The following is a 24,050-nucleotide window of genomic DNA, read 5'->3' on the forward strand; positions in this document are numbered from 1 at the left end:
GAGGCATCATGTTTTTACCCGGGTGATATTGACAATCAATTTATACCCGGATAAAAATGATGCCACTGCGATTCCTGCCCACGGGCAAACCACGATGACTCTTTCCACGCTTTTCCCTTCCTACACGGCATTTGACGGCCACCGCCGCGTCGCGTCGGGCCCGCTCGCGACGGTGGCGGTAGCGGTGCAGCAGGCGTCCGGCGACCCGATGTCCGGCACGATCGTGATCTTCGACGACGCGACCGGCCGCGCGATCGACCTCGACCTGCGCGGCACGGCGGACGAGGTCCGCATGCGTTACGCGGCTGCACCGGCCGATGCGCCGGCGCCCACCGCCGAGCCGGCCGGTGCGGGCGCGGGCGCGGGTGAACAACGCGGTCGCGGCCGCCCGAAGCTCGGCGTCGTGTCGCGCGAAGTCACGTTGCTGCCGCGTCACTGGGACTGGCTCGCCGCGCAGCCGGGTGGCGCGTCCGTCGCGCTGCGCAAGCTCGTCGAGGACGCGCGGCGCACGCATGCGGCGGACGACCGGCGTCGCGACGCGCAGACGCGGGCCTATCACTTCATGTCGGCGATCGCGGGCGACCTGCCGGGTTTCGAGGAAGCCGCGCGTGCGCTGTATGCGAACGACCTTGAGCGAATGGCCGAACTGATCGCCGGCTGGCCGGACGACGTGCGCGACCATGCGCTCGCGCTGGCACGCGGCGATCTGCCGCCGTCGACCGAAGACTGCTGACGGAGCGCCGCTGCGATGACCGGATTCGATCTGAACCGCGGCGCGATCGCGCCGGTCGCCGACGAGGTCGATCTCGTCGACCTGCGCGTGACGGGCACGATCCCGCCCGAACTCGCCGGCACGCTGCTGCGCAACGGCCCGAATCCGCCGGGCGGCCGTTTCGAAGGCAATGACGTGCTGTCGTGGTGGCCGGAAGCGGCGATGCTGCACGCGATCGCATTCGAAAACGGCCGCGCGACCGGCTACCGGAACCGCTGGGCGCGCACGCAGCGCTGGGCCGCCGTGCATGCACCGGCGCAGGTGCCGCACCTGCCCGACACGAATCCGAACGTGAACGTGCTGCAGCACGCGGGCGAATTGCTCGCGTTGGCCGAGGGCGGCGCATCGCTCGCGATCACGGCGGCACTCGACACGCTCGGTGCGCCCGCGCGGCACGCGGCGTTCGGCGGTGCGATGACCGCGCATCCGAAGATCGATCCGGTGACGGGCGAACTGATCCTGTTTCGCGCGGACTGGCGCGAACCCTGGCTGCGCTACGGCGTCGCGGACGCGCAGGGCGTGCAGCGCGTCGACCTCGTCGTCGACGTGCATGCGCCGTCGATGATGCACGACCTCGCGATCACCGAAACCCGCAGCCTGCTGCTCGACCTGAACGTCGGCTATGACTTCGCGATGCTGAAGCAGGGGCACCGGATGCCGCTGCGCTGGCACGACGACCGCGACGCGCGGATCGGCGTGATGCCGCGCCACGGCGGCGATGTGCGCTGGTTCGGCATCGAGCCGTGCTTCATCCAGCACGTCGTGAACGCGTACGACTGCGATGAATCGTGCATCGTGCTCGATGCGGTCCGCTATCCGTGGTTCTTGCGGCTCGATGCGCGCACCGGCCGCTTTGCCGACAACCCGGTCGGCGAGCTGTGGCGCTACGTGATCGATACCGCGAACGGTCTGGTCGACGAAGGGCCGCTCGCCGACGGCGGTATCGAGCTGCCGCGCATCAACGAAAGCCGCACGGGGCGCCGCTACCGGTACCTGTATGCGGTCGAGCAGCCGAACCCAGCCGACATGCGCGGCGTGACGCGCTTCGACCACGTGCACGGCACGACGACCCGTTATGCGGTGCCGGCCGGCGACCAGAACGGCGAGCCGGTGTTCGTGCCGCGCCCGGGCGGCACCGACGAGGACGACGGCTGGCTGCTGGTGGTGGTCTACCGCGCGGCGACGGATACGAGCGACGTCGTGATCCTCGATGCGCGCGCGATCGATGCGGTGCCCGTCGCGACGGTACACCTGCCGCGTCGCGTGCCGGCCGGGTTTCACGGCGCGTGGGTGCCGCGCGAGCGCTGACAGTGAGCAGCCGCGCGCGTCACTGCGCGCGCAGCGCGTCGACGATGTTCAGGCGCGCGGCGCGCATCGCCGGCAGGAACCCGCCGACGAGCCCCATCACGAGCGAGAACAGCAGCGTCTTCACGACGATCGCGGGCGTCAGCACGAAACGGAACGACAGGTCGGAGAAGGTCTGGAAGTTGGTCGTCGAGAACGACGCGAACGCCATCAGCGACGCGCATGCGAGCCCCGCGACGCCGCCGACGAAGCCGAGCAGCAGTGCTTCCAGCAGGAACGCGGCGAGCACGTTCATGCGCTTGAAGCCGAGCGCGCGCAGCGTGCCGATCTCGGCGGTGCGGTTCGAGACCGACGCATACATCGTGATCATCGCGCCGATCATCGCGGCGATCGAGAAGATCGTCGACAGCGTGATGCCGAGGATGTTGATGAAGGTCGACAGGGCCTTCGACTGGTCGCCGTAAAACGTCTGCTCCCGTTTCGCTTCGTCCGTCAGGCGCGGGTCGACGTCGATGTCGGCCTTGAAGCGCGCGAAGCCGTCGGCGCTCGGGATGCGCAGCACCATCGACGAGTAGCTGGTGCGCCGGAACGACTGCATCAGCTGGTCGACGTCGCCCCAGATCTCCGAATCGAAGCCGCTGCCGCCGGCGTCGAACACGCCGACGACGGTCCAGTCGCGCTGCGCGAAATGCAGGCTGTCGCCGAGCTGCGTGCCGCTGAAGCCTTTCGCGATCGCGCTGCCGACGATGATCTCCGACGAACCCGGCGCGAACGTGCGGCCGGCCACGAGCTTCACGCGCGGCCGCAGCGCGAGGCCGGCCGGCGACACGCCGCGGATCACGACGTTCGACGGCTTGCCGGTCGACGTCTTCACGAGCGAGATCAGCACGACGGCTTCCTTCGACACCAGCGGCCGGCCGTCGGGGCCGAGCGCGACGGCCGGATGCATCTCGAGCGCATTGGCCTGCTGGTGGTCGATCGAACTCTGGATCTCGGTTTCGGCGCCTTTGCGGATCACCACGGCGTTGTCGGGTTCGCCGGTCGACACGAGCGTCTGCGTGAGTCCCGCATCGAGCATCTGCACCGTCGCGAACACGAAGATCACGAGCGCCATCCCGCCCGCGGTGAGCGCGGTGGTGAGCCGGCGGGTCCACAGGTTGCGTGCGATGTAAGTGAGAGGAATCGCCATGCGCCTACCCGATCGCCCGCAGGCCTTCGACCACGCGAACGCGCGCGGCCTGCCATGCCGGCACGAGCGCGGCCGCGAGGCCGACCGCGACCGAGCACGCGGCCTGCAGCGCCATCGTCTCGGCCGACACCTTGAACACCGGGAAGATGCCGCCGGCAGCCTGCTTGAAGAGGATCGCGGCCGGCGGCGTCGCGAGCATTGCGAGCCCGCCGCCGACCACCGCGATCACGACCGATTCGCCGAACACGATCAGCGCGAGAAAGCCGGGGCCGAAGCCGAGTGCCTTCAGCGTCGCATATTCGGCGGTCCGCTCGCGCGCGCTCATTGCCATCGCGTTCGCCATCACGGCCATGATGATCAGGATCACCACGTACGACACGACACGGATCGCCGCGATGATCTGGTTCGACATCGCGACGAAGCCGAGCTGGAACGCCTGCTCGGTCTCGGTCAGCGTTTCGGCGAGCGAGTTCTTGAACACCGCGTCGACGTTGCGCGCGATCACGGCGCCGTCGTCCGGATTCGCGACGCCGAGCACGAACACGCCGACCTGGTCGGCCTGCTTCGGCGTGCGCTTGCGCACCGTCTCGTTCAGGTAGTCCCAGTGAAATACCAGCTGGCGCGTGATCGTCGAGTCGTCGCGGCCGTCGAGAATGCCGCGCACGACGAAATCCCACGTGCCCGGATAGATCGTGCCTTTCAGCGGGATCACGTCGCCGATCTTGAAGCCGAACTGCGTCGCGAGCTGGCGCCCGACGAGGCAGCCGCGGCGGTCGCGATCGTAGTCGGCACGCTGCTGCGCGGGGAGGATGAATTCGGGATACAGGTCGAGGTAGTTCTCCGACACCGCGAAGCTCGCGAAGAAGTTCTTCGGATCGCGGTACACGCCGCCGAACCAGTTCGAGCGGACTACGGCCGTCACGCCGTCGACGCCGCGGATCCGGTTCTCGTAGCTGACCGGCAGCGGGAACACGAGCGAGATCGCGTTGCGCGTGACGAGCCGGCCGCTCGACGCGGCGGCCGCGCCCGCGTACCACGCGTCGACGACGGTATGCAGCAGCCCGAACGCCAGCACCGCGATGGTCAGCCCGAGCACGGTCAGCAGCGTGCGCAGCCGGTGCCGCAGTGCATTGCGCGCGATCAGCTTCAGCACGTACATTGCGCGCGCTCCCGTCCGTCAGACGGCGTGCCCATCGATCAGCTCCCCTTTTTCCAGATGCACGAGCGACTGCGCGGCGCCGGCCGCGTGCGCATCGTGGGTCACCATGATGATCGTCTTGCCGAGCTCGGTATTCATCCGCTGCAGCATCGCGAGCACGTCGGTGGCCGACGCGCGGTCGAGGTCGCCGGTCGGCTCGTCGGCGACGATCAGCACCGGATCGGTGATCAACGCGCGCGCGATCGCGACGCGCTGCTGCTGGCCGCCCGACAGCTCGGACGGGTAATGACTCATCCGGTCGCCGAGGTTCACCATGTCGAGCACCAGCTCGACGCGCTCGCGCCGTTCGCGGCGCGACAGGTGCGTGAGCATCAGCGGCAGCTCGACGTTCTCGAACGCGGTCAGCACCGGCATCAGGTTGTAGAACTGGAAGATGAAGCCGACGTTCGCCGCGCGCCATTCGGCCAGCTGCGCCTCCTCGAGCCGCGTGATGTCGAGGCCGCCCACGCGCAGCTCGCCGCTGTCGGGCCGGTCGATACCGGCGACGAGATTGAGCAGCGTGCTCTTGCCGGAACCCGACGGCCCCATCAGCGCGACGAAGTCGCCTTCGCCGATGTCGAGCGTGATGTCGGTCAGCACCGGCACGACCTGGTTGCCGCGCCGGTACGACTTCGCGACGTGACTGATCTCGACGAGGGGCGGCGAGGCGTCGTTCATGCGCGCCACGCTACTTCTTCGCGACGGTCACTTTCGCGCCGTCCTTCAGCTTCGCGCCCGGCGCGAGCACGACCGTATCGCCGGGCTTCACGCCGCGGATCGCGACGAGTTCGCCGATCCGCGCGCCTTGGGTCACCGCCGCCGCATGCACGGTGTCGTCCTTCACGACGAACACGACCGGCCGGCCGTCGCGCTCGACCACGGCGCTTGCCTGTACGGCCGTCACCGGCTGCCGGTCCTGCGGCGACGCGGGTTTCGACAGGAATGCGATCTTCGCGCTCATGTCGGGCAGCACGCGCTCGTCGCGCTCGACGAAGCGCACCTTCACGAGCACCGTCGCCTTCGAGCGGTCGACGGTCGGCACGATGCGCGACACACGGCCCGCGAAGCGCATGTCGGGCAGTGCGTCGAGCTGGACCTCGCACGGCTCGTCCGCGCGGATCTTCGCGATGTTCGATTCCGCGACGTCGGCCTCGACCTCGAGCGTGTCCATGTCGGCGATCGTCACGACCGCGCCCTTGCTGTCCGACGCGGATGAGAACGGCGTGATGTTGTCGCCGACGTTCGCGTGCTTCGCGAGCACGATCCCGTCGAACGGTGCGCGAATCACCGTCTGGTCGACCGCGACCTGCGCGGCTTGCGCATTCGCTTCGGCGGACGTGATTGCGGCCTGGTCGCTGCTGACCGTCGCACGCGCCTTGTTCACGCGGGCGGTGTCGGTGTCGAGTTGCGCGGCCGGCACCGCGCCCTTCGGCGCGAGCACGGCGGTGCGGCGCAGCGCGATCTCCGCGTCCTTCAGTTCCGCCTGCGCGACGCCCAGGTTGGCGCGGGAGACCTGCACCTGTGCGCGGGCCTGCGCGAGCGACGCTTCCACGTCGCGGCTTTCGAGCCGCGCGATGATCTCGTCCTTCTTCACGCGCGTGCCTTCGAGCACGCCGAGCCATTCGACGCGCCCCTGGCCCTTCGACGCGACCGCGGCCTTGCGCTGCGGCACGACGTAGCCGGTCGCGTTGAGCTGGGTGTCGTTCTGGTACGGGTAGGCGGACGTGACGGAAGTCGTGTCGACCGTCGGCCGGCGGGTGAGCGCGAACGCGGCGACGAGCGCGAGGATCACGAGTACGGCGGCGGCCGCATAGCGGACCCACCGGCGTCGGCGTGGCGCGGGCGCGATCGGACGCCGGTCGATTTTCAGTTTGTCCAGATTGTGGTCGGGCAATTTGGGCGCCTCGCGACGGCGGCGGTCTTGTGACCGGCCGCGATCCGGTTGGAACGGAAGGAGGCCAGTATAGCGTTGCCGCGGCGGGCGCGAGAGCGGGTTTGTCGGACGATTGACGCAGGTCCCGGTGGCGCGTCGGGCGGGCCGGAAGCCCGCGCCCCCGGGGAAACCCGAGGATGCAGGCAACGTGTCAACTTGACGCGCGTGCGATGCGTTATGGAGCCAGTGCATCAGTATTTGCCGAGGCGGAAAAGGCGAGAGCCGACCCGCCCGGCGGCGACCGGCAACCCGGCGCGACTGATGTTCCGATGCGGATGCCTCGCATCTTTTACCGGTACGTTTGACTTTTTCTCCGCTAAAGGAAGAACAATGAAGAAGACGCTCGCTTCGATCATGACCGCAGCATTCGCTCTCGCATCGGTTTCGGCATTCGCACAGGCGTCCGCGCCGGCAGCCGACACGTCGGCCGCGGCACCGGCACCGGCCAAGAAGGATCACAGCAAGCCGAAGCACCAGCTGAAGCACCACGGTTCGGTAAAGGGCAAGGCGAAGGCCGCAGCCGCTTCGGCAGCCGGCACGAACGACTCGGGCGCAGCAAACTAAGCCCGCTTCGCCGGGGCCGGCATGGCCGGCCGTCCGTCACGAAACCCCGCACGCTTCGGCCTGCGGGGTTTTGTTTTTTTCAGGTGTCCGCCGCGTCCGGCGCACCGGGCGGCGGCGCGCGCATCGCGTCGACCACCGCGCGCATGCGCCGCCAGTGCGACCCTTCCCAGAACACGCGCCGGCACACGTCGCACGCGGCGAAACGCCGGTGCCGCTGGCGGACGCCGGCCGGCACGCGCGGCGCGGCGTCCGCCGCATCGAGTGCGTGCAGCGGTGCGTTACAGCGCAGGCACAGCCGGAACGGCCGCATATGCGGTGCGAGGTCGAGCCGCGCGAACAGCTCGCGCAGCTGCGCGTCCGGCTGCTGTGCGTGCAGGTAACAGCCGCGCACGACCGCGCGGCGTTTCAACAGCTCGCGGTCGCGGGTCAGCACGATCCGGCCTTCGCGCGCGGCGAGCGCGACGAGTTCATCGTCGCGATAGTGGTTGTCGTAGCAGGTGTCGAAGCCGGCGAGGCGCAGCAATTGCGCGAGGCCGCCGAGGTGCGCGTCGGCCACGAAGCGCCAGCGGTCCGGTTGCGGCAGCGGCGACGCGGCTGCCCGCTGCGGGCGTTGCGGATGGATGTCGACGCGGTCGCCGTCGCCGAGCGGCCGGTCGAGGGTGGCCGGCTCGCCGTTCACGCAGAGCCGGCCGATTTCCGTATGCGGGACCCCGAGCGCCTCGACCGCGTGCTTGACCGTCGCATCGCGCGCAAACACGTGCGCGAACGCGCACTCGCGCTGCGCGCGTGCGAGAAACGCATTCAGTTCGCCGTGGAAACGGAAGGTCGCGGTCGCCATCCGCGCAGTATCGCACCGCGCGTGGCCGGTCGCGGTGGCTGCAGGCCGCCGCCATCTGTGTTTAACTCCCCGCTTCACGGGTCGAAGGAGCGGGAAATGGATCTCGGATTTATCGGGCTGGGCGAAATGGGGCAGGCGATCGCGACGAACCTGCTGAAGGCGGGGCATGCCGTGCGGGTCTGGAACCGGTCGCGCGAGCGCGCCGAGCCGCTCGCCGCGTTGGGCGCGCAGATCGTCGATACACCGGCCGATGCGTTTCGCGGCGATGCCGTGTTCTCGATGCTTGCCGACGATGCGGCCGCGCGCGAAGTATTCGACGACGCGCTGCTTGCTCAGGCGCCGCGCGGCCTGATCCACGTGAACATGGCGACGGTGTCGGTCGCGCTTGCCGAATCGCTCGCGCACGCACACGCGTCGCGCGGCCTTCAGTATGTCGCCGCGCCCGTGATGGGACGCCCGGACGTCGCGGCCGCCGCGCGCCTGACGATCATGGCCGGCGGCCCGGCCGAGGCGATCGACCGCGTGCAGCCGCTGTTCGACGCGATCGGCCAGAAGACCTGGCGGTTCGGCTCGCTGCCGCAGCACGCGAACGTCGCGAAGATCGCGGCGAATTTCACGCTCGCGTCGGCGATCGAGACGCTCGGCGAGGCGTCCGCGCTGCTCGGCGCGCACGGCGTCGCGATGCGCGATTTCCTCGACGTGATCACGAACAACGTGTTTCCGGGGCCGGTCTACGAAGGCTACGGCGGGATGATCGCCGAGCGCAGCTACGAACCCGCGCGTTTCAAGGCGCGACTCGGGCTGAAAGACGTGCGGCTCGCGTTGCAGGCCGGCGATGCGGTGTCGGTGCCGCTGCCGGTGGCGAGCGTCGTGCGCGACAGCCTGCTCGATGCGCTCGCGCACGGCGGCGGCGAACAGGACTTCGCGGTGCTCGGCGAAGTCGCGCTGCGCCGCGCGGGCCGCTGAGCCGGCGCGGGACAGACACGCCGCGCACGCGGCATAATCAACATTTCGTTTCTCTTTCGGTCGGAGCGGTCATGAACCTGCATACGTGGTGGCTTTTCGTGGCGACGGTGTTCGTCGTGTCGGCGATTCCGGGTCCGAACATGCTGCTCGTGATGACGCACGGCGCGCGGCACGGGCTGCGCCGCTCGTCGGCGACGATGGCCGGCTGCCTGAGTGCGCTGGTGCTGATGCTGGCGGTGTCCGCAGCGGGGCTCGGAGCGGTCCTCGAGGCCTGGCCGGCGATGTTCGATGCGTTGCGCTTTGCGGGTGCCGCCTACCTGATCTATCTCGGCGTGAAGGCGTGGCGCGCGCGCGTCGACGACGCGCCGGCCGCCGACGTCGATGCAATGCTGCAGGGCGCCTCGGCATCGCGCGGGGCGCTGTTCCGCAATGGCTTCCTCGTCGCGGGCAGCAACCCGAAGGCGATCCTGTTCGCGGCCGCGCTGCTGCCGCAGTTCATCAACGCGTCCGAACCGACGCTGCCGCAGTTCGGCATCCTCGTCGTCACGTTCGCGGTGATCGAGGTGAGCTGGTATCTCGTCTACGCGTCGTTCGGCACGCGCATCGGCGCGACGCTGAAGAGCCAGAGCGTCGCGAAGGTCTTCAACCGGCTGACGGGCGGTATTTTCGTCGGCTTCGGCGCGATGATGGCGCTGGTCCGTCACTGATTTCGGTCCGCGTTGCCTGCCGGACGCCCCGCACCTCGTCAGAGGGCGGGGCGTTCTCCTATCCGGGCCCGCGTCACGCGCGCGGCCGGGTTCAGCAGGTTGATTCCGCGACGGCCGATCGTCTGGTCGACGATCACGCCCGCGTCGAGCAATGCCGCGCCGGCATCGGCATCGCACCGGCGAACGCGCTGGCGCGCAGCGCGCATCGCGATGCATTGCGGGGGAAGGGTGGGGGGAAACCCGGATCAACGTGTGGATCGTGCACGACAGCGCTGCTGCGCGACGCACTGGGAGATGTGTTCAACCGTGAGAACAACAGGGGGTCAGATTCCATCTAGTAATCTAGAGTGCTCGTTCAAGGGAAAATCCTTATTTTCTCTACGGAAATGTTGCAATGCGGAAACTGATTCGCTATAGTTACACCTGTCTCCTCCATGTCTCCTCTGATATGGATTCAGCCCGCCTCTTAGGCGGGCTTTTTTTTGCCCGCGATTTTGCCGCGGGCCATCCATTCGTCCTTCGTCCCTTTCCCTTCCCCGACGTCAGAACTTGTAGGTCATTCCGACATAGCTGATGATCGGATCGGCCTTCAGGTCCGATTTCGACTCGGAGAGCACCGTGCCGTCGGCCGCCTTGATCGTCACCGTCGACGTCGTCTTCAGCGGGATGTAGGTCACCGACGCGATCAGCCCGAAATGCTCGGTCATGTTGTACTGCAGGCCCGCGTTGAACACCGGCTGCCATGACGACGACGCCTTCGCTTCCACCGATGTCGTACCCGGCTTGCCCGCGCCCGCCGCGAGAATCGCGCCGAGGTTGTCCTGCGTCTGCTTGATGAAGTTCGTGTTGAGCTGCAGGTCGCTGAACCAGTTGTACGACACGCCGAGGCCGAGGAACGGCCGGAATTTCGCGGTCGCCTGCCCGAAGTAGTACTGCAGCAGCACCGCCGGGCTCCACTGCCGCACGCTCTTCACGATCGGGTTCACCGATGCGAGCCCGATGTTCTGTGTGCCGAGCGCGCCGGCAGGTCCCGGTGGCTTGATCGTGCCCTGGCCCGACACCTTGAACACCGGCGGCACGCCGGCCACCGACGTGACCGCGATGTGGTCGGTCAGGAAGTGGCTGACCGTCAGGCCGACCGTATCCGCGCCGCTCGTACGCAGCCCCGTGCCCGGCGACGTGAACGACGGCGGCAGCCGCAGCGGCGTGTTGATCGGCGTCGGCGCGACGTTGGTCGTCATCGGCGTGCTGCTCTGCTGCGGCATCACGTGGAACCAGCCGAGCGTGACGACGTTGCTGCCGGCGCTCTGCGCGTGCGCCGCGAGCGGCGCCAGGGTGGCGGCGCCGGCCGCCGCGCAGAGAAGGGTCTTCTTCATCACGGCTTGTCTCCGCTTACTGGACGAACGCGCCGATCGTGAAATACGGCGTCGAACCCGCGTTGTCGAGGAAACCGAACACGCCACCCGTGAAGATGAACTTGCCGGTCGGCGACGTGCTGCCCGAACCCGTATGGATCGTCGTGACCGTGCCCGGCACCTTCTGCGTGTAGTCCAGGTCGAGCGCGGTCGCGAGCGAGGCCTGCGACGGCTGGAACGGATCGAGCAGCGTCGCCTGGTTGTTGATCAGCGCGGTGGTCCGGTAGTCGAACTGGCTGTCGACGCCGATGTACTCGCCGTTCTGCGAGCCGGCCGCGATGGCGGTCTGCGGTGCGAGGATCGAGATACTCGATTCGTCGTCGGCGGTCAGGCCCGGCACGCCGTTGCTGTCCGGCGTCGGGTTCGGGTTCGCGACACCCGTGCGCACGAGAATCGGCACCAGCTGGTTGCGCAGCTTGCCGACGATCATGAAGCCCTTGCCCTGCGGCGTCGCCGACAGCGTCGGCTTCAGCTGGCTCGCATAGTTGTTCGACTGGAACGCACCGCTGCCGTCGGCCGACTGCACGAAGTTCGTGCCCTGCTGCGTGCATGCGCCGCCGGCGAACTGGCCGGTCGAGTCGCACTTGGTCCAGGTGCCGTCCGCGTTGATCGTCACCTTCGCGTCGATCGACGCCGGCGCGAAGTTCTGCGACGGCACTTCGCCGAAGCCGACGTGGCTGTACGTGCCCGCGACCTTCGTGATGTCGGTTTCGATCGACGAGAAGCCGATGAACGGGTAGTACGGGAATTTCGTGTCGGGCACGGCAGCCTGGCCGAGCACGCCGCCGAACTGGATCTCCTTGCCGGGGATCGTGCCGCCCGCGACGCCGAAGCCGACGAAGATGCGCGCCGGACGCGACGCATCGAGGCTTGCGCCGTTCAGGCGGAACGCGCACTGGTTGAGTTTGTTGGTCGGCAGCAGCGTTTCCTGCGTGAGCGTGCCGCTGTCCACGGTGCCTGCGCGCGTCGGTGTGACGGTGCCGGTCGTTTGCGGCACCGGCGATTCGACATAGGTGACCTGCCAGGTCATCTTGGTCGTGTCGAGCTGGACCTTGGCCAGTTCGCCGCTGCCCGCACCGCCCGTAAACACGGTGCTGTAGTCGAGCGATGCCGGGCACAGCCGGTCTTCGACGAGCGGAGGCGGATTGTCGCCGCCACCGCCGCATGCGGAAAGAAGGGGGGCGGCAAGGGCCGCCACCAGAATGAGGTTGCGCTTCATGTTGCTCCTCCGGATTTGTCTTGTCAGGCGGCCGGCTCCCTGTCGACCGCTTCTGTTGTTCGTGCCGTGCTGCCCGCGCCGTGCCGGACGCCGTCGTGTCGTGCCTTCCCTGCATCCCGCGGCGGCGAACCGCTCGCCGCCGCGTCCCCGCTCGTTACTTGCTGATCTGCGCGCCCACGCCGAAGTACGGTGCCGACGACGTGCTCGAGTTCGCCGACGTCGACGTGACGCCGCCGTTCACCGTGCCCTGGATCAGCGCCGCATACAGGCCGCCCGTCGCGATCACCACGCCCGATGCGGACGAGTAGGTCGCACCGCTCGCCGGCGTTGTCGTCGTGTTCAGCAGGCCCGGTGTTCCCTGGCCGTAGTCGAGCGTGAAGGCGTCTTCCTCGGCTTGCGTGGTCGGGTTGATGAACGACGCGTTGCTGCCGCGGATCAGTGCTGCCGTGTACTTGAAGTTCGAATCCGCGCCCGCGTAGCCGCCGTCGATCGCGCCCGACTGGATTGCGCTCGCCACGCCGAGCACCGCGATGCCCGATTCATCGTCGACCTGCGCGTCGGTATGCAGCGGCGGCGTGCCGAGATTCACATTGCCCGTGCGCACGACCACCGGCACGGTCGCGCCGTTCAACTGGCCGATCACCATGTGCGCGGTCGCCGACTTGCCGGTCGCGCCGACGATCGGCAGCGACGTCTGCGGCAGGATCTGCGGTGCCTTCGTGCTGTCGAGGTAGCCGCCCGCCGCGTTCACCGTCCACGGATTGCCGGTCGTCTGGCAGCCGCCGGCATTCGTCGACGTGCATGCGCCGTTCGCATCGAACGTCTCGCTCGAATTCGTGCCCTTGGTCGCGTAATTGCCCGACGGCACGAGGTGGTAGATCAGCGCGTTGTAGGTGCCCGGCAGCTTCGAGAGATCGGTCGTCGTGTTCGCAAAGCCGAGGAACGGATAGAAGTCGAAGTGGCGGTTCGGCACCTGGCCGACGTTCTGGATCACGCCCGGGACGATCGTCAGCCCGTCGTACTGCACCGTCGCGCCGGGGATGCCGCCGCCCGCGACACCCATGCCGACCAGCAGCATCGGCGGGTTCGCCTGGTTGAAGTCGGCGGCCGTCGAATAGGTCGAGCCGTTCGGTGCCGTGCCCGAACCCGGCGTGAGGACGAAGGCGCAGCGCGTCTGTTCCGCGGTCGGCAGCGTGCCGGTCGGCGGGTGGGCGACCTTGCCGGTGATCGTGGTGCCAGCGCGGCTCGGCGTGACCGTGCCGGTCGCGAGCGGGATCGGCGATTCGAGCCACTTGAGCGTGTACGTCATCGCGACCGCGTCGATGTTGACGCTGACGATCTCGCCGCTACCGGCGCCGCCGAGGTACGTGCTCTTCACGATGTCGGCATCGGCCGGGCACAGCGCGCCGTTGACGGGCTGCGACGGCGGCGGCCCTTGCGTGCCGCAGCTCGATCCGGAACATTGGGGGGCGTCGATCGGCGCGGGCGAGCCGCCGTCTCCACCACCACAGGCAATCAGGAAAGGTGCGATGGCAAAGGCCGTTGCCACCCCCTTCGATAAGGCGTGCGACATGCCGCTGTCTCCAGTCGTTTAATTGTGCGAGCTAATGTCGCTGCCCGGATTTTTGCTGTCAATTGATGAACTCGTCTAAAAAAGGCGATTGAAACAAAAGGCGAGTCATGAATCCTTGCGGATTGGGGCTTTCAGTAAGAATTAAAACGGACGGAGGGGGGTAGAGTGCTGCTGAAGTGGGGCGGATGCCACGCGCGTTCGGCTCTCGCGGCCCTCCCGCGTATAACGGTAGTGTTTAAAGCGGCGGTATCCGGTTTATCCCTATTCGGGATTGACTGGAGAAAAAAGGGCGAAATTAATTAACGGCTAATCGCGCAACGGAAAGCTTGTAAATATTTGTAAATGCGTTATCCGGATTTTATATATTGCCTGATGCGGATAAATAAAAAGCCGGCCAGCGGCCGGCTTTGCATCGCGTGCAAGCGGGATCAGCGCTTGAGGCCCGTATCCTCGGCGGCACCGATGTTGAGGTTCATGCACTGGATCGCGGCGCCCGATGCACCCTTGCCCAGGTTGTCGAGGCGCGCGACCGTGACGAACCGCTCTTCGTTGCCGAACACGAACAGGTCGACACGGTTCGTGTCGTTGTTCGCCTGCACGTCGAAGAAGCCGCTGTCGAGATTCGCATCCGCGTTGAACGGCGCGACACGCACGAACGGTTCGTCCGCGTAGTATTCGGCGAACACGCGCTGCACGTCCTGCGGCGTCGCGCGTTTCGCGAGCTGTTCGGGCGAGAAGTAGGTCGTCACGGCGAGGCCCTTCAGGAACGGCCCGACGATCGGCGTGAAGATCGGCGCGTGCGCGAGGCCCGTGTGTGCGGCCATTTCCGGCAGGTGCTTGTGTGCGAGTGCGAGCGCATACGGACGCGGGCTCGCGAGCTTGCCGCCCGGCGCCGCGTTTTCGTATTCGGCGATCATCGACTTGCCGCCGCCGCTGTAGCCGGTGATCGAGTAGCTGTGCGCGGCGAAGGTCGGCGCGACGATGCCCGCGTCGACGAGCGGCCGCATCGCGAGCACGAAGGCCGATGCGTGGCAGCCCGGCACGGCGATGCGCTTCGACGTGCGAATCTTCTCGCGCTGTGCGCGGGTCAGTTCCGGCAGGCCGTACGCCCAGTCGTCGTTCGTGCGGAACGCGGTGCTCGCATCGATCAGCGTCGTGTTCGGGTTCTCGACCAGCGATGCCGATTCGCGCGACGCGACGTCCGGCAGGCACAGGAACGTGACGTCCGACGCGTTGATCAGGCGGCGGCGCTCATCGACATCCTTGCGCTTCGCTTCATCGATGCGCAGGATCTCGATGTCGTTGCGCGCCGACAGGTATTCGAAGATCTTGAGGCCGGTCGTACCTTCCTGGCCGTCGACAAAAACTTTGGTGCTCATTTCGCTCTCACTGAATGAAACGGGAGCCGCGGCGCCCTGAAACCGCCATTTTAAGACGTCATCCGGCGGGCCTGCACCGCACGGGGCGAAAAAAACGGCCCGCGGGCCGTCTTATGTCCCTTTGGCGCTCGCTGGCGCGGGCGTTCGGGCGTGTTCAGCCGCGGCCGGCGACCCAACGGGCGGTCGCTTCGGCAACGCGCCGGCCGAATGCCTTTCCGGTCTCGAGGTCGCCCGGCAGCGGGCCTTCGTCGGGCGTCGCATCCGCCGGCGACTGCGCGAGCAGGCCCGTCGAGCCACCCAGGTAGTTGATGTCGTTGCGCGTGGCCGCCTTCGAGTTGGCCGGCATCAGGCTCGTGCCGACCCACACCATCCCATGCTGCATCGACAGCGTGACGAAATATTGAATTGTCGAGAACTTGTCGCCGTTCATCGTCGCGGAGTTCGTGAAGCCTGCGGCGATCTTGTCCTTCCATTTCTGCGTGAACCACGCTTTCGACGTTGCATCGGCGAATTGCTTGAACTGCGCCGATGGTCCGCCCATGTAGGTCGGCGCGCCGAAGACGATCGCGTCCGCGGCGTCGAGCGCGGCCCAGCCCGCGTCGTCGACGTCGCCGACGGCGAGCAGGCGTACGGTCGCGCCGGCGTCCTGCGCGCCCGCGTGCACGGCCTCGGCCAGTTTCTGCGTGTGACCATAGCCGCTGTGATAGACGATGACGATGTTCGACATGAAGCGTTCTCCGGAAAGGAACGGAAACGGCGGCCGCAGCGGCGCGCCGCGTCACGCGTCGCCGGCGGGCGACGCGACGGATGCGGCGTGGCGCCGCGACCGGTGACGACGAGTCTAGCAAGCCGAAATGACGGGAAAGCGCGCGGGCGCGGAGTACGTCATTTCGCGGCAGGCAACCGCCGTGCGGCGGCGCGCGATGCCCGGCGCCCGACGCTCGTTACTGCCCGTAGTTGACCGTGAGTTGCGCGGTGCCGATCGTCAGCGTGCCGATCTCGTGCTCGAACATCGGGGCGGGGTGCCCTTGCGCGACGCGCAGGTCCGTACCTTTCAGCGCATAGACGGTGATCACGTAGCGGTGCGGCTTGCCGGGCGGCGGGCAGGGTCCGCCGTAGCCGTCGATCCCGAAGTCGTTGCGTGCCTCGCTCGCGCCGATGCGCCGCAGGAAGCCCGACGCGCTCGCATCGGCCGGCAGGCTCGTGACGCTCGCCGGGATGCCGGCGACGGCCCAGTGCCACCAGCCGTGCCCCGGTGCATCGGGATCGAAGATCGTGATCGCGTAGCTGCGCGTGCCGGGCGGTGGATTGCGCCAGCTCAGCTGCGGCGACCGGTTTTCGCCCTTGCAGTCGCCGCGGTCGAACACGTTCGCGGCGCCGACGCGCCCGCCGGGCGTCAGCTCGTTGCTCGACACGGTGAACGGGCCTTCAGCCCGCGCGGGCAGGGCGGCGAACGCCGCGCAAGCGGCGGCGCCGAGAAGGGCGGCGATGAACGGAGACGGACGACCCGGGGACGCAGGCGAAGTGATCCGGCGATCCACACGCATATGGCGCTTCTCCCGTCACGTGGGCCGGGCCGATGCTCCCGGCGTTGTTGGCGTTGTGCGTTGGCCGTGCAGCTGATGGCGGCGATGGATCAAGTCTAGCATTAGGGTTCGATGAGCGATGCATGCCGTGGCCCGCGATTCGGACCGACCCTGATGCGGATCGACCGACGAAAAAAAGCCGCTCGCGATCGGGCGAGCGGCTCTTTCAGCCAGGGTGCCGGCCTGCGTGCCGGCGCGGCGTCATTCCTTCGGGGCCGTTGCACCGCCGTGCGCGGCCGACCACTCGGCCGGCGCGTGCAGGAACTTCTCGACTTCGTCGAGCGTCTTGGTCTCGAAGTAGCCCGACGCCTTCGCGACGCGCAGCACGTCCCACCACGTCGCCAGCGCGTGCAGGTCGACGTCGATGTCCTTCAGGACCGACACGCTTTCCTTGAAGATGTTGTAGTGGAACAGCACGAAGCAGTGGTTCACCGTCGCGCCCGCGGTGCGCAGCGCGTTGACGAAGTTGATCTTGCTGCGGCTGTCGGTCGTCAGGTCTTCCACCAGCAGCACGCGCGAGCCTTCTTCCAGATGACCCTCGATCTGCGCGTTGCGGCCGAAACCCTTCGGCTTTTTGCGCACGTACTGCATCGGCACCATCATGCGGTCCGCGAGCCATGCCGCGAACGGGATGCCGGCCGTCTCGCCGCCCGCCACCGAGTCGATCTGCTCGAAGCCGACGTCGCGCATGATCGTCGTTTCCGCCATTTCCATCAGCGCACGGCGCACGCGCGGATACGAGATCAGCTTGCGGCAGTCGATGTAGACGGGGCTTGCCCAGCCGGACGTGAAGATGAACGGTTTTTCGGCGTTGAAGTGCACCGCCTGCACTTCGAGCAGGATTTTGGCGGTCGTATCCGAGATCGACTGACGATCGTAGCCTGTCATGGGCATTCCTTGGGTGATGAGCGAAGAGCGGGCGCGGGCCCGGTGGCGCAGCAAGGGGAACCTGCCCGAGGGGCCGGGGTGCGATCGGCGGGCCAATCGCATCGCTGCGCGCGTAGCCGGCTATTTTACCCGATTCAGGCCGGTTTTCGGCGGAATTCGCGCAGGTTCGGCGCGCGGCTCGCCACCGGCGAAACAAACGGGGCGCGAACGGCTCGATGTTGATACCGAGGATGCGGCGCCGCACCAACGGACGTCATTTAGGGGGTGTACACTAGGCGACCCTTAGAAATCGTTCAGGACTTTGTACTTTCTTCTTGCCACTACCCGCCAAGGTTCGATGGCGTGCCGACCCGGCGCGTCGCGTGCCGTCTCGCAGTCGACCATCCCCTCGATTCAAGCAGACACGGCTGAAGGTGCTGTGTACTGAACCGTCAAAATTTCGCATGTCTCTCGCAGGTCAATCATGGACGAACAACTGAAGCAGGCCGCTCTCGCTTATCATCTGAACCCGAAACCCGGCAAGATTTCGGTCACCCCGACCAAACCGCTGTCGAACCAGCTCGATCTGTCGCTCGCGTATTCGCCGGGCGTCGCCGCTGCGTGCGAGGCGATCCACGCGGATCCGCTCGACGCGCAGAAGTACACGTCGCGCGGCAACCTCGTCGGCGTCATCACCAACGGCACGGCCGTGCTGGGCCTCGGCAACATCGGCCCGCTCGCCGCGAAGCCGGTGATGGAAGGCAAGGGCTGCCTCTTCAAGAAGTTCGCGGGCATCGACGTGTTCGACATCGAGCTGTCGGAGTCCGACCCCGACAAGCTCGTCGAGGCGATCGCGATGCTCGAGCCGACGCTCGGCGGCATCAACCTCGAGGACATCAAGGCGCCTGAGTGCTTCTACATCGAGCAGAAGCTGCGCGAGCGCATGAAGATCCCCGTCTTCCACGACGACCAGCACGGCACCGCGATCATCGCGTCGGCCGCGATCCTGAACGGCCTGAAGGTCGTCGGCAAGAAGCTGTCGGAAGTGAAGCTCGTGTGCTCGGGCGCCGGCGCGGCAGCGATCGCGTGCCTGGACCTGCTGGTGAACCTCGGCCTGACGAAGTCGAACATCCTCGTCGCCGATTCGAAGGGCGTGATCTACGAAGGGCGCGGCAATCTCGATCCGTCGAAGCAGCGCTATGCGGCGACCACCGACGCGCGCACGCTCGCCGACGCGATCGTCGGCGCGGACGTGTTCCTCGGCTGCTCGAGCGCGGGCGTGCTGAAGCAGGACATGGTCAAGACGATGGGCGAGCGCCCGCTGATCCTGGCGCTCGCGAACCCGGAACCGGAAATCCGCCCGGAAGACGCGAAGGCCGTGCGGCCGGACGCGATCGTCGCGACCGGCCGTTCGGACTACCCGAACCAGGTCAACAACGTGCTGTGCTTCCCGTTCATCTTCCGCGGCGCGCTCGACGTCGGCGCGACGACGATCACGGAAGAAATGAAGCTCGCGTGCGTGCGCGCGATCGCCGAGCTGGCCGAGGAAACCGACCAGAGCGAGGAAGTCGCGAAGGCGTATGAAGGCCATTCGCTCGAGTTCGGGCCGGAATACCTGATCCCGAAGCCATTCGACCCGCGCCTGATCATCAAGATCGCACCGGCCGTCGCGCAAGCCGCGATGGATTCGGGCGTCGCCACGCGTCCGATCCAGGACATGGACGCCTACCGCGAGCAGCTCGGCGCGACCGTCTACCGCACCGGCATGGTGATGCGTCCGGTGTTCGCGACCGCGAAGAAGAAGCAGGCGCGCATCGTGTTCGCCGAGGGCGAGGACGAGCGCGTGCTGCGCGCCGCGCAGTTCGTGCTGCAGGAAAAGATCGCGAAGCCGATCATCGTTGGCCGCCCGTCGGTCGTCGAGATGCGCCTCGTGAAAATCGGCTCGAAGCTGAAGGCCGGCGTCGATTTCGAGATCGTGAATCCGGAAGACGACACGCGCTACCACCGCTACTGGCAGGCGTACCACGAGATCGGCGCGCGTGACGGCGTCACGCCGGAAGTCGCGAAGGCCGCGCTGCGCAAGTTCAACACGCTGATCGGCGCGATGCTCGTGCACCTGGGCGATGCCGACGGCATGATCTGCGGGATGATCGACACGTACCACACGCACCTGAAGTTCATCGAGCAGGTGCTGGGCCGTGCGAAGGGCGCCGAGCACTACGCGGCGATGAACCTGCTGATGCTGCCGGGCCGCAACCTGTTCCTGTGCGACACGTACGTGAACGAACTGCCGAGCGCGGAACAGCTCGCCGACATGACGATCCAGGCGGCCGCCGAGATCGAGCGCTTCGGCATCGCGCCGAAGGCCGCGCTGCTGTCGAACTCGAACTTCGGCAGCGCGCCGTCGGCGTCGTCGCGCCGCATGGCCGAAGCCCGCAAGCTGATCAGCGAGCGTGCACCGAACCTGGAAGTCGACGGCGAAATGCACGGCGACGCGGCGCTGTCCGAAGCGGTCCGCAAGGCTGCGTTCCCGGGCACGACGCTGTCGGGCGAAGCGAACCTGCTGATCATGCCGAACGTCGAAGCGGCCAACATTGCGTACAACCTGCTGAAGATGGTCGGCGGCGAAGGCGTGACGGTCGGCCCGTTCCTGCTCGGCGCGGCGAAGCCGGTCCACATCCTGACGCCGGCTGCGACCGTGCGCCGGATCATCAACATGACGGCAGTCGCCGCCGCGAACGCGAACACGAAGTAAGTTCGCGCCCGCGTGTGCCGCGCTTCATGCGCGGCGCAATGAAAAACGCCACGGAACCTGCGTTCCGTGGCGTTTTTTTTGAACCGCCGGCAGAGCGGGGGCGGGCGTCCGGACCGCGAACGCCCGCCGCGCGCCGTTACGCGACCTGCTGGTGCGACTGGCCGCCCGTCGGCGAACGCCACTGCGCGAGCAGCGTGCTCCACTTCTGGCGCACCGCGCGCAGGTTGTTCTCCTTCACATGGCCGTAGCCGCGAATGCCGTCCGGCAGCGCCGCGAGCTCGAGCGCGAGCGGGCGGTTGGCCGCGTTCAGCTTGGCCGACACTTCGCCGATCAGCGCTTCGTACTCGTCGATCAGCGCGCGCTCGGTGCGGCGCTCCTCGGTGCGGCCGAACGGATCGAGCCCCGTGCCGCGCAGGAACTTCGCCTTCGCGAGCAACCGGAACGCCGATAGCATCCACGGGCCGTACGCCTTCTTCACGAGATGGCCGTGTGCGTCCTTCTTTGCGAACAGCGGCGGCGCGAGGTGGAATTTCAGCTTCCAGTCGCCTTCGAATTGCGACGACAGACGCGCGAGGAATGCGGGATCGGACTGCAGCCGCGCGACCTCGTATTCGTCCTTGTACGCCATCAGCTTGAACAGGTTGCGCGCGACCGCTTCGGTCAGCAGTTCCTGCACGGCGTCGCCGTCCGCCATTGCGCGTTCGGCCGCTCGCACCTTGTCGACGAAGGCCGCATAGCGCGCTGCGTACGCGGCGTTCTGATACGCGGTGAGGAAATCCACACGCTTCGCGATCAGGGCATCCACCGCCTTCTTCGTGTGCAGCGCGATTACCGTCGCACCCTGCGCGGGGCGTGCGTCGCCCGCCGCTGCCTGCTGCACGCTGGCGAGGTCGTGTGCGGCGCGCCGGCCCCAGTCGAACGCCGCGCGGTTCTTCTCGACCGACACCGCGTTCAGCTCGATCGCGCGTTCGAGCGACGCGAGCGTAAGCGGCAGCCAGCCCTTCTGCCACGCGTAGCCGAGCACGAACGGATTCGTGTAGATCGCATCGCCGAGCAGTGCGACCGCGAAGCGGTTTGCATCGATGAAGTCGACGGCAACGCCTGCCGCCGCGCGGATGTCATTCTCGGCGGACAGGCCCGGGAACGCCCAGTTCGGGTTCTTGATGAACTCGGCCGTCGGCGTCTGCGCGCTGTTGACGACCACGCGCGTCGTGTCGTGCCGCATCCGCGACGTGCATTCGTCGCCGGCCGTGACGATCGCGTCGCAGCCGATCACGAGGTCGGCTTCGCCCATCGCGATCCGCGTCGCATGGATGTCGGTCGGCGTGTGCGAGATCTGCACGTGGCTCATCACGGCGCCGCCCTTCTGCGCGAGGCCCGTGACGTCGAGCACGGTCACGCCCTTGTTCTCCAGGTGCGCGGCCATGCCGAGCAGCGCGCCGATCGTGACGACGCCCGTGCCGCCGACGCCCGTGACGAGCACGCCGTATGCGCGGTCGATTTCCGGCAGCGTCGGCTCGGGAATCGGCGGCAGCGCACCGCCGTCGACCGACACGGCCTTCGGCTTCTTCAACTGGCCGCCTTCGACCGTCACGAAGCTCGGGCAGAAGCCCTTCACGCACGAGAAGTCCTTGTTGCAGCTCGACTGGTTGATCTGGCGCTTCGTGCCGAATTCGGTTTCGAGCGGCTCGACCGACAGGCAGTTCGATTTCACCGAGCAGTCGCCGCAACCCTCGCACACCGCGTCGTTGATCACGACGCGTTTGGCCGGATCCGGATACGTGCCGCGTTTGCGGCGACGACGCTTCTCGGTCGCGCAGGTCTGGTCGTAGATCAGAATCGTCGTGCCGGCGATCTCGCGCAGCTCGCGCTGCACGTCGTCGAGCTGGTCGCGGTGATGGATCGTCACGCCCGGCGCAAGCAGTGCCTTCTGGCTGTCGTACTTTTCGGGCTCGTCGGTGACGATCACGATCTTCTTCGCACCTTCGGACGCGAGCTGGTGTGTGATCTGCGGCACCGTCAGTACGCCGTCGACCGGCTGGCCGCCCGTCATCGCGACGGCGTCGTTGTAGAGGATCTTGTAGGTGATGTTCGCCTTCGACGAAATCGCCGCGCGCACCGCCAGCAGGCCCGAGTGGAAATAGGTGCCGTCGCCGAGGTTCGCGAACACGTGCTTCTCGTCCGTGAACGGCGCCTGGCCGATCCACGGCACGCCTTCGCCGCCCATCTGGCTGAAGGTGCTCGTGCTGCGGTCCATCCATACCGTCATGTAGTGGCAGCCGATCCCGGCGATCGCGCGCGAGCCTTCCGGCACGGTGGTCGACGTGTTGTGCGGGCAGCCCGAGCAGAACCACGGCTTGCGCTCGGTCTGCACATGCGGCTTCGCGAGCGCCATTTCCTTCGCGTTGATCACCGCGAGTCGCGCGGCGATGCGCGCGCGCACGTCCGACGGCAGCTCGAACTTTTCGAGGCGCGTCGCGATCGCCTTCGCGATGATCGCGGGCGACAGTTCATAGTGCGCGGGCAGCAGCCAGTTGCCCATCGGCACCGACCATTCGCCGCCTGCACCGTCCTTCTCGTCGAACTTGCCGAATACGCGCGGGCGCTGCGCATCGGGCCAGTTGTACAGCTCTTCCTTGATCGCGTATTCGAGGATCTGGCGCTTTTCCTCGACGACGAGGATTTCGTCGAGGCCGCGCGCGAACGCCTGCGCGCCCTGCGCTTCGAGCGGCCACACGCAGCCGACCTTGTACAGGCGGATGCCGATCCGCGCGCAGGTTTCGTCGTCGAGGCCGAGGTCGGTCAGCGCCTGGCGCACGTCGAGGTACGCCTTGCCTCCCGTCATGATCCCGAAGCGCGCATTCGGCGAGTCGATCTCGATCCGGTCGAGCTTGTTCGCGCGCACGTAGGCGAGCGCCGCGTACCACTTGTAGTCGAGCAGCCGTGCTTCCTGCACGAGCGGCGGGTCGGGCCAGCGGATGTTCAGGCCGCCTTCCGGCAGAATGAAGTCCGTCGGCAGCACGATCTCGGTGCGATGCGGGTCGATGTCGACCGACGCAGACGATTCGACCACGTCCGTCACGCACTTGAGCGCGACCCACAGGCCCGAATAGCGGCTCATCGCCCAGCCGTGCAGGCCGAAGTCGAGATATTCCTGCACGTTGGACGGGAACAGCACCGGCAGCCCGCACGCCTTGAAGATGTGTTCGGACTGGTGCGCGAGCGTCGACGATTTCGCCGCGTGGTCGTCGCCGGCGAGCACGAGCACGCCGCCGTGCGGCGACGAGCCGGCCGAGTTCGCGTGCTTGAAGACGTCGCCGGTACGGTCGACGCCCGGGCCCTTGCCGTACCACATGCCGAACACGCCGTCGTGCTTCGCGCCGGGGTACAGGTTCACCTGCTGCGAGCCCCACACGGCGGTGGCGGCGAGATCTTCGTTGAGACCGGGCTGGAAGACGATCTGGTGGGCCGCGAGGTGCTGCTTGGCTTTCCACAGCGAGAGGTCGAGGCCGCCGAGCGGCGAGCCGCGATAACCGGAGATGAAGCCGGCCGTGTTGAGGCCGGCGGCGCGGTCGCGTTCCTGCTGGAGCATCGGCAGGCGGACGAGCGCCTGGATGCCGCTCATGTACGCGCGGCCGCGTTCGAGCGTGTATTTGTCGTCAAGCGTGACGGACTTCAGCGCGGCTTCAAGCGACGCGCGTTGGCCTGCGTCTAGCGGGGCATTCATTGAACTGTCTCCTCCACCCAGTTTGGGATCACCAAAGCTTCAGTTGCTTCGACGTCT

20 protein-coding genes and 1 pseudogene are annotated in these 24,050 nt (G+C 67.3%); 7 read left to right on the forward strand and 14 right to left on the reverse strand.

Going from position 1 to position 24,050, the window contains the following annotated elements; translation table 11 throughout:
* Window positions 1-94: 94 nt before the first annotated feature.
* Together AC1Z3W_RS37410 and AC1Z3W_RS37415 are read left to right on the forward strand one after the other, a co-directional pair.
* Entirely contained in the window at window positions 95-733 is a 639-nt protein-coding gene (locus tag AC1Z3W_RS37410) for a DUF2239 family protein (protein ID WP_483509548.1), read from the forward strand.
* 15 nt (window positions 734-748) lie between these two features.
* Entirely contained in the window at window positions 749-2,080 is a 1,332-nt protein-coding gene (locus AC1Z3W_RS37415; protein ID WP_483509550.1) for a carotenoid oxygenase family protein, read from the forward strand.
* A 19-nt stretch (window positions 2,081-2,099) separates the two neighbouring features.
* Here AC1Z3W_RS37415 and AC1Z3W_RS37420 read toward each other — a convergent pair whose 3' ends face one another.
* Genes AC1Z3W_RS37420 through AC1Z3W_RS37435 form a run of 4 tightly spaced genes read right to left on the reverse strand, consistent with a single transcriptional unit; the run spans window position 2,100 to window position 6,358 of the window.
* Window positions 2,100-3,266, reverse strand: coding sequence for an ABC transporter permease (locus AC1Z3W_RS37420; protein ID WP_124834588.1), 1,167 nt, complete (start codon window positions 3,264-3,266; stop codon window positions 2,100-2,102).
* A gap of 4 nt (window positions 3,267-3,270) precedes the next feature.
* Window positions 3,271-4,425 carry an ABC transporter permease gene (locus AC1Z3W_RS37425; RefSeq protein WP_483509552.1) on the reverse strand — a complete coding sequence of 385 codons (1,155 nt, stop codon included), beginning with the start codon at window positions 4,423-4,425 and terminating at the stop codon, window positions 3,271-3,273.
* 18 nt (window positions 4,426-4,443) lie between these two features.
* On the reverse strand, window positions 4,444-5,142 hold the full coding sequence (locus tag AC1Z3W_RS37430; RefSeq protein WP_057930007.1) for an ABC transporter ATP-binding protein: 699 nt from the start codon (window positions 5,140-5,142) through the stop codon (window positions 4,444-4,446).
* A gap of 10 nt (window positions 5,143-5,152) precedes the next feature.
* Window positions 5,153-6,358: an efflux RND transporter periplasmic adaptor subunit gene (locus AC1Z3W_RS37435; RefSeq protein WP_483509554.1), complete on the reverse strand. Its 1,206-nt coding sequence runs from the start codon at window positions 6,356-6,358 to the stop codon at window positions 5,153-5,155.
* 369 nt (window positions 6,359-6,727) lie between these two features.
* Here AC1Z3W_RS37435 and AC1Z3W_RS37440 point away from each other — a divergent pair, with 369 nt between their 5' ends.
* Complete coding sequence (locus AC1Z3W_RS37440; protein WP_057929999.1) at window positions 6,728-6,961, forward strand: hypothetical protein; 234 nt, start codon at window positions 6,728-6,730, stop codon at window positions 6,959-6,961.
* Window positions 6,962-7,040: 79 nt separating this feature from the next.
* On the opposite strand, the gene AC1Z3W_RS37445 is transcribed toward AC1Z3W_RS37440, so the two are convergent.
* Window positions 7,041-7,799, reverse strand: a complete 759-nt coding sequence (locus AC1Z3W_RS37445; RefSeq protein ID WP_057929998.1) for a Mut7-C RNAse domain-containing protein — start codon at window positions 7,797-7,799, stop codon at window positions 7,041-7,043.
* Between the two features lie 57 nt (window positions 7,800-7,856).
* Between AC1Z3W_RS37445 and AC1Z3W_RS37450 the strand changes: the two genes are divergently transcribed.
* Window positions 7,857-8,765 (forward strand): NAD(P)-dependent oxidoreductase, encoded by a 909-nt coding sequence (locus AC1Z3W_RS37450; RefSeq protein ID WP_483509556.1) that lies wholly within the window; start codon window positions 7,857-7,859, stop codon window positions 8,763-8,765.
* A 71-nt stretch (window positions 8,766-8,836) separates the two neighbouring features.
* Window positions 8,837-9,472, forward strand: a complete 636-nt coding sequence (locus tag AC1Z3W_RS37455) for a LysE family translocator (RefSeq protein ID WP_057929996.1) — start codon at window positions 8,837-8,839, stop codon at window positions 9,470-9,472.
* Window positions 9,473-9,510: 38 nt separating this feature from the next.
* On the opposite strand, the gene AC1Z3W_RS37460 is transcribed toward AC1Z3W_RS37455, so the two are convergent.
* Window positions 9,511-9,678: a hypothetical protein gene (locus AC1Z3W_RS37460; protein ID WP_483509651.1), complete on the reverse strand. Its 168-nt coding sequence runs from the start codon at window positions 9,676-9,678 to the stop codon at window positions 9,511-9,513.
* Between AC1Z3W_RS37460 and AC1Z3W_RS37465 the strand changes: the two are divergent.
* A pseudogene (locus tag AC1Z3W_RS37465) lies at window positions 9,631-9,810 on the forward strand (LysR family transcriptional regulator); the annotation flags it as partial. The gene AC1Z3W_RS37460 and the pseudogene AC1Z3W_RS37465 sit on opposite strands and share 48 nt — an antisense overlap.
* Before the next feature lie 204 nt (window positions 9,811-10,014).
* On the opposite strand, the gene AC1Z3W_RS37470 reads toward AC1Z3W_RS37465, so the two are convergent.
* The 7 genes from AC1Z3W_RS37470 to AC1Z3W_RS37500 all read right to left on the reverse strand — a co-directional run bounded on the left by AC1Z3W_RS37470 (window position 10,015) and on the right by AC1Z3W_RS37500 (window position 17,532).
* On the reverse strand, window positions 10,015-10,848 hold the full coding sequence (locus tag AC1Z3W_RS37470; protein WP_057929995.1) for an OmpW/AlkL family protein: 834 nt from the start codon (window positions 10,846-10,848) through the stop codon (window positions 10,015-10,017).
* A 16-nt stretch (window positions 10,849-10,864) separates the two neighbouring features.
* Entirely contained in the window at window positions 10,865-12,106 is a 1,242-nt protein-coding gene (locus AC1Z3W_RS37475) for a DUF2957 domain-containing protein (RefSeq protein ID WP_483509558.1), read from the reverse strand.
* A gap of 154 nt (window positions 12,107-12,260) precedes the next feature.
* On the reverse strand, window positions 12,261-13,679 hold the full coding sequence (locus AC1Z3W_RS37480) for a DUF2957 domain-containing protein (protein WP_057929993.1): 1,419 nt from the start codon (window positions 13,677-13,679) through the stop codon (window positions 12,261-12,263).
* Window positions 13,680-14,107: 428 nt separating this feature from the next.
* Window positions 14,108-15,058: an N-acetyl-gamma-glutamyl-phosphate reductase gene (gene argC, locus AC1Z3W_RS37485; protein WP_057929992.1), complete on the reverse strand. Its 951-nt coding sequence runs from the start codon at window positions 15,056-15,058 to the stop codon at window positions 14,108-14,110.
* A 154-nt stretch (window positions 15,059-15,212) separates the two neighbouring features.
* A complete protein-coding gene (locus AC1Z3W_RS37490; RefSeq protein WP_021158582.1) occupies window positions 15,213-15,785 on the reverse strand; it encodes a flavodoxin family protein in 573 nt (190 codons plus the stop codon).
* 217 nt (window positions 15,786-16,002) lie between these two features.
* The gene (locus tag AC1Z3W_RS37495) at window positions 16,003-16,605 is read right to left on the reverse strand and encodes a YbhB/YbcL family Raf kinase inhibitor-like protein (protein WP_483509560.1); all 603 of its coding nucleotides are present in this window, start codon (window positions 16,603-16,605) and stop codon (window positions 16,003-16,005) included.
* Window positions 16,606-16,845: 240 nt separating this feature from the next.
* The gene (locus tag AC1Z3W_RS37500; RefSeq protein WP_006752465.1) at window positions 16,846-17,532 is read right to left on the reverse strand and encodes an orotate phosphoribosyltransferase; all 687 of its coding nucleotides are present in this window, start codon (window positions 17,530-17,532) and stop codon (window positions 16,846-16,848) included.
* 463 nt (window positions 17,533-17,995) lie between these two features.
* Between AC1Z3W_RS37500 and AC1Z3W_RS37505 the strand changes: the two genes are divergently transcribed.
* Window positions 17,996-20,266 carry an NADP-dependent malic enzyme gene (locus AC1Z3W_RS37505; protein ID WP_057929990.1) on the forward strand — a complete coding sequence of 757 codons (2,271 nt, stop codon included), beginning with the start codon at window positions 17,996-17,998 and terminating at the stop codon, window positions 20,264-20,266.
* Window positions 20,267-20,402: 136 nt separating this feature from the next.
* On the opposite strand, the gene AC1Z3W_RS37510 is transcribed toward AC1Z3W_RS37505, so the two are convergent.
* Window positions 20,403-23,993: an indolepyruvate ferredoxin oxidoreductase family protein gene (locus AC1Z3W_RS37510; protein ID WP_483509562.1), complete on the reverse strand. Its 3,591-nt coding sequence runs from the start codon at window positions 23,991-23,993 to the stop codon at window positions 20,403-20,405.
* Between the last annotated feature and the right edge of the window lie 57 nt (window positions 23,994-24,050).

It is taken from the genome of Burkholderia sp. 10_S31, assembly GCF_056930375.1.